Raw genomic sequence first — 15,313 nt, 5'->3', positions numbered from 1 at the left:
GGGCCCGTCGGTCCTAGGGCGAGCTGAGGACCATGTGGGGGCCGCCCGGCTCGTCCAGCTCGCGCTGGAGACCGCCCCGGGGCGGACGCGGGACCCGGGGTTCGTGCACGCCCCCGCCGCCCTCCCCGGGTCCGAAGTCGAACCACACGTAGACCATCGAGTCCCGCGGCACCTCGGCACCGGGCTGCGGGTACTGGCGGACGACGTAGTCGACGACGAGCGGGGCTTCGGGCCGGTCCGGCGTGGTGAGGAGGAGACCCTGCGCCCGGGCCCTCTCCCGCGCGTCCACGGCCATCAGGCCGACCAGACGCGGTACGCGCACATCGGGTGTGTTGCGGGATATGTGCACAGATGTCACCCCCAGCGGTACTGGAAGGGTAACTCCCGCCCCGAACCCACCGGAAGCGACGGGTGTCCTGCTGTGACAGTCGACTACTCTGCGTCAACAGCCGCCAGGTCGAGCCGGTAGCAGTGCCCCGCCCGACGCGAGGAAGGCGTCGTGAACGTCTCGGCGAGGCGCATCCCGAGTCGCTGCGTCACGGCGATGGACCGGCTGTTGCGGGCGTCGACCATCGCGACCACACCCGGCACGCCGGCCGCCCGCACCCGGTCCAGCGTCTGCCGGGCGGCCGCCGTCACATAACCCCTGCCCCAGTGCTCCCGGCCCAGCCGCCAGCCGATCTCGATCTCGCCGGCCGGGCCCCAGTCCCGCTCCCAGGGCTGGGCGCCGGTGAAGCCGATGACCTGCCCCGACTCGTCGAGCACGGTCCACAGGCAGAAGCCGAGCTCGGCGTCGTGCCAGCGCTGGCGAGCGGTGAGCTCCTCGTAGACCGAGAGTTCCGCGGCCCTGCCGCCCTGGAACTCCATGACGTCCGGGTCGCCGAAGATCCGGTGCCAGACGAACGCGTCCTCGTGGGTGGGGACTCGCAGCCGCACGGCGGGGAGAACTCGGTTCACGGGGCAGCCCTTCAGCCGGGTGATGAATGCCGCTGCATAGACTGCCCGTGTCCCGTGCCGGTCGGCACGTCAATTCCGAACCTTGGGGAGATCCCGCCGTGAGTGTCGTGACCGAGCCCCTCTCGGAGAACACCGCCGATGTGATCGTCGTGGGCGCGGGCCCTGCGGGCTCCACCACCGCCTACCACCTCGCCAAGGCGGGGCTCGACGTCCTCCTGCTGGAGAAGACCGCCTTCCCGCGCGAGAAGGTCTGCGGCGACGGCCTCACCCCGCGTGCCGTCAAGCAGCTCGTGGCCATGGGCATCGACATCTCGGAGGAAGCCGGCTGGCTGCGCAACAAGGGCCTGCGCATCATCGGCGGCGGGGTGCGACTCCAGCTCGACTGGCCGGATCTCGCCTCCTTCCCCGACTACGGCCTCGTCCGCAAGCGCGACGACTTCGACGAGCAGCTCGCCCGGCAGGCCCAGAAGGCCGGAGCCCGGCTCTTCGAGCGGTGCAACGTGGGCGCGCCGATCGTCGACGACCGCACCGGCCGCATCACGGGGGTGCACGCCAAGCTCGGCGAGGAGAAGCGCGAGGTCACCTTCCACGCGCCGCTCGTCGTCGCCGCCGACGGCAACTCCACCCGGCTGTCCCTCGCGATGGGGCTGCACCGCCGCGAGGACCGGCCGATGGGCGTGGCGGTGCGCACGTACTTCACCAGCCCGCGCCACGAGGACGACTACCTGGAGTCCTGGCTGGAGCTGTGGGACCGCCGCGGCGCCGAGGACCGTCTCCTGCCCGGCTACGGCTGGATCTTCGGCATGGGCGACGGCACGTCGAACGTCGGCCTGGGCGTGCTCAACACCTCCGACTCCTTCAAGGAGCTCGACTGGCGCGAGGTCCTGAAGGCCTGGTGCGCGTCGATGCCGGAGGACTGGGGCTACACCCCCGACAACATGACCGGCCCGATCCGCGGCGCAGCCCTCCCCATGGCCTTCAACCGCCAGCCCCACTACACCAAGGGCCTGCTGCTCGTCGGTGACGCCGGCGGCCTGGTCAACCCCTTCAACGGCGAGGGCATCGCCTACGCCATGGAGTCCGGCCAGATCGCCGCCGACGTCATCGTCCAGGCCCACGCCCGGCCGACGCCCGCGAGCCGCGAACTGGCCCTCCAGCGCTACCCGCGCGTCCTGAAGGACACCTACGGCGGCTACTACACGCTGGGCCGCGCCTTCGTGAAGCTCATCGGCAACCCGAAGGTCATGCAGATCGCGGCCCAGCGCGGTCTGACGCACCCGATGCTGATGAAGTTCACGCTGAAGCTCCTCGCGAACCTCACCGACCCCACGGGCGGCGACGCGATGGACCGCATCATCAACGGGCTCAGCAGGGTGGCGCCGAAGGCCTGAACGGCCCGCGGGGTCGTGGTGCCGGTGGCGTGAGCGGCCCGCCGGGGCGTGGTGTCGGTGGGGTGAGCGGGTCGCGGGGTCGTGGTGTCGGTGGGGTGAGCGGGGCGCGGGGTCGTGGTGTCGGTGGGGTGAGCGGGTCGCGGGGTCGTGGTGCCGACGGCGTGAGCGGGTCGCCGGGTCGTGGTGCCGGTCTCTTGGAGCGAGCAGTCCGGCCGCACGCGGCCATCGGGCCGGTTCATTCCGGGGCGTACGGAACTTCCGGCCCGTCAGGGGAGCCGAGGTGCCGACGCAGTCGTACGGCTCGTCGCCAACATCAGGCCAGGGTGGGACAATTCGGGCACATGGTGCCGGAGTGACGGAAGCGCATGGGCGGACCGTGTTGCCGAGTGGCCTTCAGAAGGGCCCTGAAGGCCCCTGGAGCGCCGCGAGAGGCGGGGTGAGGGTGGTCGGAGCCTGATGCCCCGGACAGGCCGGGAGGGCCGTCGCCTTGAAGTGGCAACGACCCTCGAGCCCGTATGTGCGGAGGATTCGGACGGCGCGCGACGTCAGAGGACGCGCACCGCGCCCGACGCCGGGTAGCCCGACAGGTCCTGGATGACGACGCCCTTGGACGGGTTGGCCGCGTCCAGGTACTGGCCGTTCCCGATGTAGACACCCACGTGGTACGCGGAGCCCTTGCCGCCCCAGTACAGGATGTCGCCGACCTGGATGCTGGAGAGCGGGACGTCCGTGCCGGACATCGACTGGTCCTGCGAGACGCGCGGCAGGTCCACACCAACCTGCTTGTACGCGGCCTGCACGAGGGAGGAGCAGTCCCAGGCGTTGGGACCGGTGGCGCCCATGACGTAGGCGTCGCCCACCTGGGCCTTGAGGAACGCGATGACCGTCGCGACGCTGCCGCTGGAGGGCGCGGACACGGAAGTGGAGGCGGACGCGGACGCGGATGCGGACAGGGTGGCGCGCTCGGTGCTGCGGTTGGCGCGCTCGGCGGCGGCCTTGCGGGCGGCCTCGGCGGCCTTCTTCTTGGCCTCCGCCTTCTTCTTCGCCTCGGCGAGGTCCTTCTTGGCCTCCGCGGCGGCCTCGGCGGCCGCGGCGTCACGCTCGGCGCGCAGCTCGTAGTTCGCCGCGGCCTGCTGGGTGGCGGCGGCGGACTGGGCGACCTGAGCGGACATATCGGCCGTCAGGGTGGGCAGTTCGATGGTCTGCGTCACCGGCTCGGCGGCGCTCGCCGAGGCCGACGCGCCCGCCGCTGCCATGCTGAGAACGCCACCGGCAACGCCGGCGCGCAGGGCGATCGAAGAGGTCGCGCTGCGGCGGGGTTTCCGGTGGCTGCGTATGTGAGCGGTGTGGGACATGGGAATAACCGGTACCAGGGGCTCCTTCATATCTTCAAGAAACGTGTGCTGCGCCACAGTTACTCAATCGGGCCCTCAAAACCCCCGAACGAGACCCTTTATTGACGCCGTAACGGACATTGCGGGCGCCCCGTGACCAGCCTGTGGTCACGGTGTTTGATCAATACGCCCGAATTGCCCCGCGCCTACCATCGGTTGGGTCGATTGGCCAAGCCCCGTTCTCACGGACCTCTCATCCGTGTGACGGAGGTCACGCAACGGCCGTCCTGCCGGTCGCGTCCGGGTGTGGAGATCACGACCGTGTCACGGCCTCGCGAAGATCGTGAACGCGCGCACACGTCCACACCTCGCCCCGGGTGCCCCCTGACGTGTGAACGCGCCTCTATCAAGGGATCAAGTCCATCGCGAATTTGCATGCAAGAGAACCCTCTTGATATTGAGACGACCCCTCCGGCCTGCGCTGACGAGCCAAAATGTCACCTCTCGTGATCACTCGGACGCTTCGCGTGTGAAGATCACCGCTCATCCGACTTCATGATCGATCGTCAGGTGGTGGAGATCACAAAGCTTGTGCAATACCCCGTGTCGCAGATCACAGAGCGTCGGGCATAAGATGCACGCGGTTGGGCTTGTGACCTGCTTCACATGTTCCCGATCTTCGCCGGGGCGGGCGGGGTTCGAGGGACAGGTGGGGTGGACGTGAGCCCGATGCAAACCGCCAGCAGTCAGTGCCGACTGAGAGGAGCGAGGAGCGGTGAACGCTTATGCGCCCATCCTCGTACTGGGAGCCCTCGGGGCAGGCTTTGCGATCTTCTCCGTGGTGATGGCCACGTTGATCGGGCCCAAGCGGTACAACCGCGCCAAGCTCGAGGCCTACGAGTGCGGTATCGAGCCGACCCCCACGCCGGCCGGCGGCGGGCGCTTCCCCATCAAGTACTACCTGACGGCGATGCTCTTCATCATTTTCGATATCGAGATCGTCTTCCTCTACCCCTGGGCCGTCACCTTCGACGCCCTGGGGATCTTCGGGCTCGTGGAGATGCTGCTCTTCGTGCTCACCGTCTTCGTCGCGTACGCGTACGTATGGCGGCGCGGCGGCCTGGAATGGGACTGAGGGGCCACACGTCATGGGACTCGAAGAAAAGCTGCCGAGCGGCTTCCTGCTGACCACCGTCGAGCAGGCCGCGGGCTGGGTGCGCAAGTCGTCCGTCTTCCCGGCCACGTTCGGCCTCGCCTGCTGTGCCATCGAGATGATGACCACCGGCGCCGGCCGTTACGACCTGGCGCGCTTCGGCATGGAGGTCTTCCGCGGTTCGCCGCGCCAGGCGGACCTGATGATCGTCGCGGGCCGGGTGAGCCAGAAGATGGCGCCGGTGCTCCGGCAGGTCTACGACCAGATGCCGAACCCCAAGTGGGTGATCTCCATGGGGGTCTGCGCCTCCTCGGGCGGCATGTTCAACAACTACGCCATCGTCCAGGGCGTCGACCACATCGTGCCGGTCGACATCTACCTCCCCGGCTGCCCGCCCCGGCCGGAGATGCTCATGGACGCGATCCTCAAGCTCCACCAGAAGATCCAGAGCTCCAAGCTCGGCGTGAACGCCGAGGACGCGGCCCGCGAGGCGGAGGAAGCGGCGCTCAAGGCGCTGCCCACCATCGAAATGAAGGGGCTGCTGCGGTGAGCGACGCGAACGGCAACGGGGTCAACCCCGAGAAGGACCTCTCCGCGGAGAACCTCCCGGGCCAGCGCGGCCAGGGCGGCGAGGAGATCCGCGTCCAGCGCGGCATGTTCGGCGCGAACAACGGCGGCGACACCTCCGGCTACGGCGGCCTGGTCCGCTCGGTCCGGCTCCCGGGACCGGCGACCCGCCCCTACGGCGGGTGGTTCGACGAGGTCGCCGACGAGCTGGAGGGCGCCCTGGAGGAGCAGGGCCTGCTCCCCGACAACGCCATCGAGAAGACGGTCGTCGACCGCGACGAGCTGACCTTCCACATCGAGCGCGAGCACCTCGTCCTCGTCGCCCGCACCCTGCGCGACGACCCGGCCCTGCGCTTCGAGCTGTGCACCGGCGTCAGCGGCGTGCACTACCCGAACGACAAGGGCCGCGAGCTGCACGCCGTCTACCACCTGCGTTCGATCACCCACAACCGGGTGATCCGGCTCGAGGTCAGCTGCCCCGACAGCGACCGGCACATCCCGTCGCTGTTCTCGGTGTACCCGACGAACGACTGGCACGAGCGCGAGACGTACGACTTCTTCGGAATCGTCTTCGACGGCCACCCCGCCCTGACGCGGATCATGATGCCGGACGACTGGCAGGGCTTTCCGCAGCGCAAGGACTACCCCCTCGGCGGCATCCCCGTCGAGTACAAGGGCGCCCAGATCCCGGCTCCGGACCAGCGGAGGTCGTACTCATGAGCACCTCGCACGCTTCTCCTCGCGAGACCACCGAGGGCACCGTCTACACGGTCACCGGCGGCGACTGGGACGAGGTCGTCCAGACCGCGGCCCGCGCCGACGACGAGCGCATCGTCGTCAACATGGGTCCGCAGCACCCGTCCACCCACGGTGTGCTCCGGCTGATCCTGGAGATCGACGGCGAGACCGTCACCGAGGCCCGCTGCGGAATCGGTTACCTGCACACCGGCATCGAGAAGAACCTCGAGTACCGGACGTGGACGCAGGGCACCACGTTCGTGACGCGCATGGACTACCTGACGCCGTTCTTCAACGAGACGGCGTACTGCCTCGGCGTCGAGAAGCTCCTCGGCATCGAGGACCAGATCCCCGACCGTGCCTCGATCATCCGCGTGCTCCTGATGGAGCTGAACCGGCTCTCCTCGCACCTGGTGTGCATCGCCACCGGCGGCATGGAACTCGGCGCGACCACGATCATGATCTACGGCTTTCGTGATCGTGAACTCATTCTCGATATCTACGAGCTGATCACCGGCCTGCGGATGAACCACGCGTACATCCGCCCCGGCGGACTCGCCCAGGACCTGCCGCCCGGCGCGGTGGACCAGATCCGCGAGTTCGTGAAGAAGATGAAGAAGAACCTCCCGGAGTACGACAAGCTCGCCACCGGGAACCCCATCTTCAAGGCCCGTATGCAGGACGTCGGCTACCTCGACCTGGCCGGCTGCATGGCCCTCGGTGCGACGGGCCCGATCCTGCGCTCCACCGGCCTGCCGCACGACCTGCGCAAGGCGCAGCCGTACTGCGGCTACGAGACGTACGACTTCGAGATCCCGACCGCCGACACCTGTGACTCCTACGGCCGCTTCCTCATCCGGCTGGAGGAGATGCGCCAGTCCCTCAGGATCGTCGAGCAGTGCCTGGACCGGCTCCAGCCCGGCCCGGTCATGGTCGCCGACAAGAAGATCGCCTGGCCGGCCCAGCTCGCCCTGGGCCCCGACGGCCTCGGCAACTCCCTCGACCACATCAAGAAGATCATGGGCACCTCCATGGAGGCCCTGATCCACCACTTCAAGCTGGTCACCGAGGGCTTCCGCGTCCCGCCGGGGCAGGCCTACGCGGCGGTCGAGTCGCCCAAGGGCGAACTCGGGGTGCACGTCGTGTCCGACGGCGGCACCCGCCCCTACCGGGTCCACTTCCGCGACCCGTCCTTCACCAACCTGCAGGCCATGGCGGCGATGTGCGAGGGCGGCCAGGTCGCCGACGTCATCGTCGCGGTGGCGTCCATCGACCCCGTGATGGGAGGCGTCGACCGGTGACCACATCGTCTTCCGAGCGGGGCGTCAGCCTGGGCATGCCCGAACTGCCCGCACCCGCCTACCCGGACGACGTCCGGGCCCGTCTGGAGACGGACGCGCGCGAGATCATCGCCCGCTACCCCGACTCCCGGTCCGCCCTCCTGCCCCTGCTGCACCTCGTGCAGGCGGAGGAAGGCCATGTCACGCGCACCGGCATGCAGTTCTGCGCGGACGTGCTCGGCCTGACCACGGCCGAGGTCACCGCGGTCGCCACCTTCTACACCATGTACCGCCGCCGGCCGAGCGGCGACTACCAGGTGGGGGTGTGCACCAACACCCTGTGCGCCGTGATGGGCGGGGACGCGATCTTCGAGGAGCTCCAGGAGCACCTCGGCGTCGGCAACGGCGAGACCACCGGCGACGGCAAGGTCACCCTGGAGCACATCGAGTGCAACGCGGCCTGCGACTTCGCGCCGGTCGTGATGGTCAACTGGGAGTTCTTCGACAACCAGACCCCGGCCAGCGCCAAGCGTCTCGTCGACGACCTGCGCGCGGGACGGCCGGTCACCCCCACCCGCGGGGCGCGCATGTGCACCTTCAAGGAGACCGCCCGGGTCCTGGCCGGCTTCCCCGACGAGCGGGAGGGCGCCGTGGAATCCGGGGGGAGCGCGGGACCCGCCTCCCTGGTCGGTCTGAAGCTCGCCAAGGGCGAGGCCTCGCCCGCGCGCGTGGTGCACCCGCGCGGCGAGGCGGCCCGCACCGGGGCACCGCACGAGCCGTCACCGTCGGAGCACTTGAGCTCGCACGACGCGCCGCAGGACACGTCGGCCTCCGACCCGGCCCACCCGGCCGGGCCCACCGCCGAGGAGGGGGAGTGATGACCTTGGCACCCGAGCTGAAAGACACGAGCCCCGAGAAGCTGCTCGCACCGGTGCTGTCGGCCTTCTGGGACGAGGACAGGTCCTGGACGCTGGACGTGTACCGGCGGCACGACGGCTACGAAGGGCTGCGCAAGGCGCTCGCCATGTCCCCGGACGACCTGATCGCGTACGTCAAGGACTCCGGTCTGCGCGGGCGCGGCGGCGCGGGGTTCCCCACCGGGATGAAGTGGCAGTTCATTCCCCAGGGGGACGGAAAGCCGCACTATCTTGTTGTCAACGCCGACGAGTCGGAGCCCGGGACGTGCAAGGACATCCCGCTCCTCTTCGCGAACCCGCACAGCCTCATCGAGGGCATGATCATCGCGTGTTACGCCATCAGGTCGTCGCACGCCTTCATCTATCTGCGTGGTGAAGTCGTCCCCGTGCTGCGGCGGCTGCACTCCGCCGTGCGCGAGGCGTACGAGGCCGGCTTCCTCGGCGAGAACATCCTGGACAGCGGACTCGACCTCGACATCACCGTGCACGCGGGCGCGGGCGCGTACATCTGCGGTGAGGAGACCGCACTGCTCGACTCGCTCGAAGGCCGCCGGGGCCAGCCGCGGCTCCGTCCCCCCTTCCCTGCCGTCGCGGGCCTCTATGCATGCCCGACTGTGGTGAACAACGTCGAATCGATCGCGTCGGTTCCCGCGATCCTGCAGCGGGGCAAGGAATGGTTCCGGTCGATGGGGAGTGAGAAGTCGCCCGGCTTCACGCTCTACTCCCTGTCCGGCCATGTCGCCAGCCCCGGCCAGTACGAGGCGCCGCTCGGGATCACGCTCCGCCAGCTCCTCGACATGAGCGGCGGGATGCGCCCCGGGCACCGCCTCAAGTTCTGGACGCCGGGCGGCTCCTCGACCCCGATGTTCACCGACGAGCACCTCGACGTCCCTCTTGATTACGAAGGAGTGGGCGCCGCGGGTTCCATGCTCGGCACCAAAGCCCTCCAGTGCTTCGACGAGACGACCTGCGTGGTCCGTGCCGTCACCCGCTGGACCGAGTTCTACGCCCACGAGTCCTGCGGCAAGTGCACGCCCTGCCGCGAAGGGACCTACTGGCTCGTGCAGTTGCTGCGCGACATCGAGGCCGGCAAGGGACAGATGTCCGACCTCGACAAGCTGAACGACATCGCCGACAACATCAACGGCAAGTCCTTCTGCGCCCTCGGCGACGGCGCCGCCTCGCCGATCTTCTCCTCGCTCAAGTACTTCCGCGAGGAGTACGAGCAGCACATCACGGGCCGGGGCTGCCCCTTCGACCCGGCCAAGTCGACGGCCTGGGCCGACCGCACGGAGGTGAACGCATGACCGTGACCACCAGCTCTCCCTCCGGCGGGGGAGCGGCGGCGGTCCCGCCGGAGGACCTCGTGTCGCTGACGATCGACGGCGCGGAGATCAGTGTGCCCAAGGGCACCCTGGTCATCCGGGCCGCCGAACAGCTCGGCATCGAGATCCCCCGGTTCTGCGACCACCCCCTGCTCGACCCGGCCGGCGCCTGCCGCCAGTGCATCGTCGAGGTCGAGGGCCAGCGCAAGCCCATGGCGTCCTGCACCATCACCTGCACCGACGGGATGGTGGTGAAGACCCACCTCACCTCGCCGGTCGCGGAGAAGGCCCAGAAGGGTGTGATGGAGCTCCTGCTCATCAACCACCCGCTGGACTGCCCGGTCTGCGACAAGGGCGGCGAGTGCCCGCTGCAGAACCAGGCCATGTCGCACGGCGACGCCGACTCCCGCTTCGAGGGCCGCAAGCGGACCTACGAGAAGCCCGTCCCGATCTCCACGCAGGTGCTGCTCGACCGCGAGCGCTGTGTGCTGTGCGCCCGCTGCACCCGCTTCTCCAACCAGGTCGCGGGCGACCCGATGATCGAGCTGATCGAGCGGGGCGCGCTCCAGCAGGTCGGCACCGGCGAGGGCGACCCGTTCGAGTCGTACTTCTCCGGCAACACCATCCAGATCTGCCCGGTCGGCGCGCTGACCTCGGCGGCGTACCGATTCCGCTCCCGCCCGTTCGACCTGGTGTCCTCCCCGTCGGTGTGCGAGCACTGCTCCGGCGGCTGCGCCACGCGCACCGACCACCGGCGCGGCAAGGTCATGCGGCGGCTCGCCGCCGACGACCCCGAGGTCAACGAGGAGTGGATCTGCGACAAGGGGCGGTTCGGGTTCCGGTACGCGCAGCAGCGCGACCGGCTCGACACGCCGCTGGTGCGCAACGCCGAGGGCGAGCTGGAACCGGCCTCCTGGCCGGAGGCGCTGCAGATCGCGGCCCAGGGGCTGCTGGCCTCCCGGGGCCGCACCGGTGTCCTGACCGGCGGCCGCCTCACCGTCGAGGACGCCTACGCGTACAGCAAGTTCGCGCGCGTGGCGCTCGACACCAACGACATCGACTTCCGCGCGCGGGTGCACAGCGGTGAGGAGGCCGACTTCCTCGCCGCGCAGATCGCCGGGCGGGGCCGGGACCTCGACGGCACGGGCGTCACGTACACCGCGCTGGAGAAGGCACCCGCCGTCCTGCTCGTCGGGTTCGAGGCGGAGGAGGAGGCGCCCGGCGTCTTCCTGCGGCTGCGCAAGGCCTGGCGCAAGCACGGACAGAAGACCTTTTCGCTCGCCACGCACGCCACCCGCGGTCTGGAGAAGGCCGGTGGCACGCTGCTGCCGGCCGCGCCCGGCACCGAGACCGAGTGGCTGGACGCGCTCGGGAGCGGCGCCGGCCTGGAGGGCGACGGCGCGCTCGCCGCCGAGGCGCTGCGCGCCGAGGGCGCGGTGATCGTCGTCGGCGAGCGGCTGGCGGCCGTGGCCGGCGGGCTCACCGCCGCCGCACGCACGGCCTCCGCGACCGGCGCCCGGCTGGTGTGGATCCCGCGCCGGGCCGGGGAGCGCGGCGCGATCGAGGCGGGCGCTCTGCCGTCGCTGCTGCCGGGCGGGCGCCCGGCCACCGATCCGCGCGCGCGGGACGAGGTCGCCGCCGTCTGGGGCGTGGCCGGTCTCCCGCACCGCTACGGCCGCGACACCGGCCAGATCGTGGAGGCCGCCGCGACCGGAGAGCTCCAGGCCCTGCTGGTGGCGGGCGTGGAGATCGCCGACCTGCCCGACCCGGCACGCGCGCGTGCCGCCCTGGACGAGGTGGGCTTCCTGGTCTCGCTCGAACTGCGGCCCAGCGAGGTCAGCCGCAAGGCCGACGTCGTCCTGCCCGTCGCCGCGGTCGCCGAGAAGGCCGGCACCTTCCTCAACTGGGAAGGCCGCATCCGCTTCTTCGAGGCGGCGCTCAAGCCCGACCAGATGACCCGCAGCGCCGCGCCCACCGACGCGCGCGTGCTGCAGATGCTGGCCGACGCCATGGACGTCCACCTCGGACTGCCGGATCTGCGCACCGTGCGCGGCGAGATCGACCGGCTCGGCGCCTGGGGCGGCCCGCGGGCCGGTGAGCCCCTGGAGACCGCGGCCGCGCTGCCGCGGCCCGCCGTCGGAGAGGCCGTACTCGCGGGGCACCGGCTGCTGCTCGACCAGGGCGTCCTCCAGCAGGGCGACGAGGCCCTCGCCGGCACCCGGCACGCGGCACGCGCGCGGCTGTCGTCCGCGACGGCCGCCGAGGCGGGCGTCAAGGACGGCGACCTGCTCGCGGTGACCGGCCCCCAGGGGGTCGTGGAACTCCCGCTCCAGATCAGTGACATGCCCGACCGGGTGGTGTGGCTGCCGCTGAACTCCACCGGCGGCGGCGTCGCCTCCGACACCGGGGCGCGGCCCGGCTCCCTCGTCCGCATCGGCCCGGCGACCCTCGCCGGCGAGGCCCCCAAGGAGGTGGAGGCATGAGCCCGTACCTCGCCGCTGAAGACCTCTCGATGTTCGGCACCGACCCCTGGTGGCTGGTCGTCATCAAGGCGGTTTTCTGCTTCGCCTTCCTGATGGTGACCGTGCTGGTCTCCATCGTCATGGAGCGCAAGGTCGTGGCGTGGATGCAGCTGCGCATCGGCCCGAACCGGCACGGCCCCTGGGGGATGCTCCAGTCGCTCGCCGACGGCATCAAGCTGATGCTGAAGGAGGACGTGATCGTCAAGCGCGCGGACAAGGTGGTGTACGTCCTCGCGCCGGTGATCGCGGCCATCCCGGCCTTCATGGCGATCGCGGTGATCCCCTTCGGCCCGGCCGGCAACGAGATCTCGATCTTCGGCCAGCGCACCACGATGCAGCTCACCGACCTGCCGATCGCGATGCTCTACATCCTCGCGGTCGCCTCGGTCGGCATCTACGGCATCGTGCTGGCGGGCTGGAGCTCAGGCTCGACGTACCCGCTGCTGGGAGGCCTGCGCTCCTGCGCGCAGATGATCTCCTACGAGATCGCGATGGGCGCCGCCTTCGCCTCCGTCTTCCTCTACTCGGGGTCCATGTCGACCTCGACGATCGTGGAGCAGCAGGCCGACCGCTGGTACGTCGTGCTGCTGCCGGTCTCCTTCATCATCTACATCGTGACGATGGTCGGCGAGACCAACCGCGCCCCCTTCGACATGCCCGAATCCGAAGGCGACCTGGTCGGCGGTTTCAACACCGAGTACTCGTCGATCAAGTTCGCGATGTTCATGCTCGCCGAGTACGTCAACATGGTGACCGTCTCGGCCGTCGCCACCACGCTGTTCCTCGGCGGCTGGCGCGCCCCCTGGCCCATCAGCACCTTCTGGGAGGGCGCCAACCACGGCTGGTGGCCGCTGCTGTGGTTCACGGTCAAGGTCCAGGTGCTGCTGTTCATGTTCATCTGGATCCGCGGCACCCTCCCGCGCGTCCGCTACGACCAGCTGATGAAGCTCGGCTGGAAGGTCCTCATCCCGGTCTCGCTGGTGTGGCTGATGCTCGTCGCGAGCGTGCGGGCCTTCCGCAACGAGGGCTACGACTTCGCCGACATCGCCCTGTACGTGGGCGGCGGCGTCCTCGCCCTGCTCCTGCTCTCCTTCGTCGCCGACATGTTCCGCGAGAAGGCCAAGAAGGCCGAACAGCCGGCCGAGACCCCGGCCGCCTTCGACCCGATGGCGGGCGGATTCCCCGTACCGCCGCTGCCCGGACAGGAACTACCGCCGGTCCCGCGCCGCCGCTCGCGCCGTGAGCGGGAGCTGATTGTCAGTGGCGGGCCCGATACTCAGAGTGACGGATCTCTGGGCGGATCTACGGATGGAAAGGAGGCGTCCGATGGCTGAGGAACTCGAGCGTTCGAAGGCTGAGGAACCGAAGGACACCAAGCCCGGTTTCCAGAACCCCGTGGCCGGCTTCGGCGTGACCTTCAAGGCCATGTTCAAGAAGCGGCTGACCGAGCAGTACCCGGAACAGCAGAAGACCACGGCTCCGCGCTTCCACGGACGGCACCAGCTCAACCGCCATCCGGACGGCCTGGAGAAGTGCGTCGGCTGCGAACTGTGCGCCTGGGCCTGCCCCGCCGACGCGATCTACGTGGAGGGCGCGGACAACACCGACGAGGAGCGCTACTCGCCGGGCGAGCGGTACGGCCGCGTCTACCAGATCAACTACGCCCGCTGCATCCTGTGCGGCCTGTGCATCGAGGCCTGCCCCACCCGCGCGCTCACGATGACCAACGAGTTCGAGCTGGCCGACTCCAGCCGGGCCAACCTCATCTACACCAAGGAGCAGCTGCTCGCCGGTCTGGAGGAGGGCATGGTCGACTCGCCCCACGCCATCTACCCCGGCACGGACGAACAGGACTACTACCGGGGCCTGGTGACGGAGGCGGCGCCCGGCACCGAGCAGCAGGTCGCCCACTCCGAGGGCGAGGTCGTGCAGGAGGCCGACTCGACCTTCGGTGGGACGGAACCGGCGTCGGGGAAGGTGGCCGGCCGATGACCACCCAGCTCGCGGCCTACTCCACCTCCACCGCAGAGGCCGTCCAGTTCTGGATCCTCGGCACCGTCGCGGTGATCGGCGCCCTGTGCACCATCCTGATGAAGCGGGCCGTGCACAGCGCGCTCTGCCTCGCCGGGACCATGATCATCCTGGCGGTGTTCTACCTCGCCAACGGCGCCTACTTCCTGGGCGTCGTCCAGATCATCGTCTACACCGGCGCGATCATGATGCTGTTCCTGTTCGTGGTGATGCTCGTCGGCGTCACGGCGGCGGACTCCCTGAAGGAGACCATCAAGGGCCAGCGCTGGCTGGCCGCCCTGTGCGGGCTCGGCTTCGGCGTCCTGCTGGTCGCCGGGATCGGCAACGCGTCCCTGACGGAGTTCAACGGCATCGGCCAGGCGAACGCCGGCGGGAACGTCGAGGGCCTCGCCGCCCTCCTCTTCACCAAGTACGTCTTCGCGTTCGAGATCACCGGCGCCCTGCTCATCACGGCCGCCGTCGGCGCCATGGTGCTCACCCACCGCGAGCGCACCGAGCGCGCCAAGACACAGCGGGAGCTCGCCGTGGAGCGCGTCCGGTCGGGCAAGCAACTGCCGCCCCTGCCGGCACCGGGTGTGTACGCCCGGCACAACGCGGTCGACATCGCGGGCCTGCTGCCCGACGGCACCCCGTCCGACCTCACCGTCAGCAAGACCCTGCGCGAGCGCGGCCAGATCCGTGACGTGTCGCGGGAGGCGCTCAACGACCTCAAGGCCCTGGAGCAGCGGTCCGAGGAGCGGCTGGAGCGACGGGCGGTCGGGCCGGCGAAGTTCCAGCGGCCCGAGGAGGCGTCGAAGTGAACCCCGTCAACTACCTCTACCTCGCGGCCCTGTTGTTCACGATCGGCGCCACCGGCGTGCTCATCAGGCGCAACGCGATCGTCGTGTTCATGTGCATCGAGCTCATGCTCAACGCCTGCAACCTCGCGTTCGTCGCCTTCTCCCGGATGCACGGCAACCTCGACGGCCAGATCATCGCCTTCTTCACGATGGTCGTCGCCGCCGCCGAGGTCGTGGTCGGGCTCGCGATCATCGTGTCCCTGTTCCGTGCCCGCCACTCGGCCTCGGTCGACGACGCCAGCCTGATGAAGCTGTAAGG

The 15,313-nt window shown here is 69.7% G+C and carries 15 protein-coding genes; 12 read left to right on the top strand and 3 right to left on the bottom strand.

What is annotated here, in order from left to right:
• Window positions 1-13 precede the first annotated feature (13 nt).
• On the bottom strand, window positions 14-358 hold the full coding sequence (locus ACZ7EG_RS09355) for a PASTA domain-containing protein (RefSeq protein WP_471074466.1): 345 nt from the start codon (window positions 356-358) through the stop codon (window positions 14-16).
• Between the two features lie 74 nt (window positions 359-432).
• Window positions 433-957 carry a GNAT family N-acetyltransferase gene (locus tag ACZ7EG_RS09350; RefSeq protein ID WP_471074463.1) on the bottom strand — a complete coding sequence of 175 codons (525 nt, stop codon included), beginning with the start codon at window positions 955-957 and terminating at the stop codon, window positions 433-435.
• Window positions 958-1,055: 98 nt separating this feature from the next.
• Here ACZ7EG_RS09350 and ACZ7EG_RS09345 point away from each other — a divergent pair, with 98 nt between their 5' ends.
• Window positions 1,056-2,348 (top strand): geranylgeranyl reductase family protein, encoded by a 1,293-nt coding sequence (locus ACZ7EG_RS09345; protein ID WP_053669586.1) that lies wholly within the window; start codon window positions 1,056-1,058, stop codon window positions 2,346-2,348.
• Window positions 2,349-2,893: 545 nt separating this feature from the next.
• Here ACZ7EG_RS09345 and ACZ7EG_RS09340 read toward each other — a convergent pair.
• Window positions 2,894-3,733, bottom strand: a complete 840-nt coding sequence (locus ACZ7EG_RS09340; protein WP_471074459.1) for a C40 family peptidase — start codon at window positions 3,731-3,733, stop codon at window positions 2,894-2,896.
• Window positions 3,734-4,457: 724 nt separating this feature from the next.
• Here ACZ7EG_RS09340 and ACZ7EG_RS09335 point away from each other — a divergent pair.
• From ACZ7EG_RS09335 to nuoK, 11 genes are read left to right on the top strand one after another with little or no spacing between them, the layout of a single operon-like run.
• A complete protein-coding gene (locus ACZ7EG_RS09335) occupies window positions 4,458-4,817 on the top strand; it encodes an NADH-quinone oxidoreductase subunit A (protein ID WP_003974383.1) in 360 nt (119 codons plus the stop codon).
• A 13-nt stretch (window positions 4,818-4,830) separates the two neighbouring features.
• Complete coding sequence (locus ACZ7EG_RS09330) at window positions 4,831-5,385, top strand: NuoB/complex I 20 kDa subunit family protein (RefSeq protein ID WP_423651874.1); 555 nt, start codon at window positions 4,831-4,833, stop codon at window positions 5,383-5,385.
• Window positions 5,382-6,122, top strand: coding sequence for an NADH-quinone oxidoreductase subunit C (locus ACZ7EG_RS09325; protein WP_471074455.1), 741 nt, complete (start codon window positions 5,382-5,384; stop codon window positions 6,120-6,122). The genes ACZ7EG_RS09330 and ACZ7EG_RS09325 overlap by 4 nt, the downstream gene beginning before the upstream one ends.
• Window positions 6,119-7,441 (top strand): NADH-quinone oxidoreductase subunit D, encoded by a 1,323-nt coding sequence (locus tag ACZ7EG_RS09320; protein ID WP_471074452.1) that lies wholly within the window; start codon window positions 6,119-6,121, stop codon window positions 7,439-7,441. The genes ACZ7EG_RS09325 and ACZ7EG_RS09320 overlap by 4 nt, the downstream gene beginning before the upstream one ends.
• Window positions 7,438-8,298: an NADH-quinone oxidoreductase subunit NuoE gene (gene nuoE / locus ACZ7EG_RS09315; protein ID WP_471074449.1), complete on the top strand. Its 861-nt coding sequence runs from the start codon at window positions 7,438-7,440 to the stop codon at window positions 8,296-8,298. The genes ACZ7EG_RS09320 and nuoE overlap by 4 nt, the downstream gene beginning before the upstream one ends.
• Window positions 8,298-9,644, top strand: a complete 1,347-nt coding sequence (gene nuoF / locus ACZ7EG_RS09310) for an NADH-quinone oxidoreductase subunit NuoF (protein ID WP_390991821.1) — start codon at window positions 8,298-8,300, stop codon at window positions 9,642-9,644. Before nuoE ends, nuoF begins: the two co-directional genes overlap by 1 nt.
• Window positions 9,641-12,145, top strand: coding sequence for an NADH-quinone oxidoreductase subunit G (locus ACZ7EG_RS09305; RefSeq protein WP_471074445.1), 2,505 nt, complete (start codon window positions 9,641-9,643; stop codon window positions 12,143-12,145). Before nuoF ends, ACZ7EG_RS09305 begins: the two co-directional genes overlap by 4 nt.
• Window positions 12,142-13,518: an NADH-quinone oxidoreductase subunit NuoH gene (gene nuoH, locus ACZ7EG_RS09300; protein ID WP_471074442.1), complete on the top strand. Its 1,377-nt coding sequence runs from the start codon at window positions 12,142-12,144 to the stop codon at window positions 13,516-13,518. Before ACZ7EG_RS09305 ends, nuoH begins: the two co-directional genes overlap by 4 nt.
• Window positions 13,511-14,176, top strand: a complete 666-nt coding sequence (gene nuoI, locus ACZ7EG_RS09295; RefSeq protein ID WP_386490501.1) for an NADH-quinone oxidoreductase subunit NuoI — start codon at window positions 13,511-13,513, stop codon at window positions 14,174-14,176. The genes nuoH and nuoI overlap by 8 nt, the downstream gene beginning before the upstream one ends.
• Entirely contained in the window at window positions 14,173-15,015 is an 843-nt protein-coding gene (locus tag ACZ7EG_RS09290) for an NADH-quinone oxidoreductase subunit J (protein WP_471074439.1), read from the top strand. Before nuoI ends, ACZ7EG_RS09290 begins: the two co-directional genes overlap by 4 nt.
• Window positions 15,012-15,311, top strand: coding sequence for an NADH-quinone oxidoreductase subunit NuoK (gene nuoK, locus ACZ7EG_RS09285; RefSeq protein ID WP_003992252.1), 300 nt, complete (start codon window positions 15,012-15,014; stop codon window positions 15,309-15,311). The genes ACZ7EG_RS09290 and nuoK overlap by 4 nt, the downstream gene beginning before the upstream one ends.
• The last annotated feature ends 2 nt before the right edge of the window (window positions 15,312-15,313 follow it).

This window comes from Streptomyces sp. NPDC037100 (genome assembly GCF_055606225.1).
This window is presented reverse-complemented; position numbering and strand designations above follow the sequence as displayed.

Bases quoted from the DNA above. Each gene is read 5' to 3' on its own strand.
- ACZ7EG_RS09340 (WP_471074459.1), bottom strand. From the start codon at position 3,733: ATGAAGGAGCCCCTGGTACCGGTTATTCCCATGTCCCACACCGCTCAC.
- ACZ7EG_RS09330 (WP_423651874.1), top strand. From the start codon at position 4,831: ATGGGACTCGAAGAAAAGCTGCCGAGCGGCTTCCTGCTGACCACCGTC.
- ACZ7EG_RS09320 (WP_471074452.1), top strand. From the start codon at position 6,119: ATGAGCACCTCGCACGCTTCTCCTCGCGAGACCACCGAGGGCACCGTC.
- nuoF (WP_390991821.1), top strand. From the start codon at position 8,298: ATGACCTTGGCACCCGAGCTGAAAGACACGAGCCCCGAGAAGCTGCTC.
- ACZ7EG_RS09305 (WP_471074445.1), top strand. From the start codon at position 9,641: ATGACCGTGACCACCAGCTCTCCCTCCGGCGGGGGAGCGGCGGCGGTC.
- nuoH (WP_471074442.1), top strand. From the start codon at position 12,142: ATGAGCCCGTACCTCGCCGCTGAAGACCTCTCGATGTTCGGCACCGAC.
- nuoI (WP_386490501.1), top strand. From the start codon at position 13,511: ATGGCTGAGGAACTCGAGCGTTCGAAGGCTGAGGAACCGAAGGACACC.
- ACZ7EG_RS09290 (WP_471074439.1), top strand. From the start codon at position 14,173: ATGACCACCCAGCTCGCGGCCTACTCCACCTCCACCGCAGAGGCCGTC.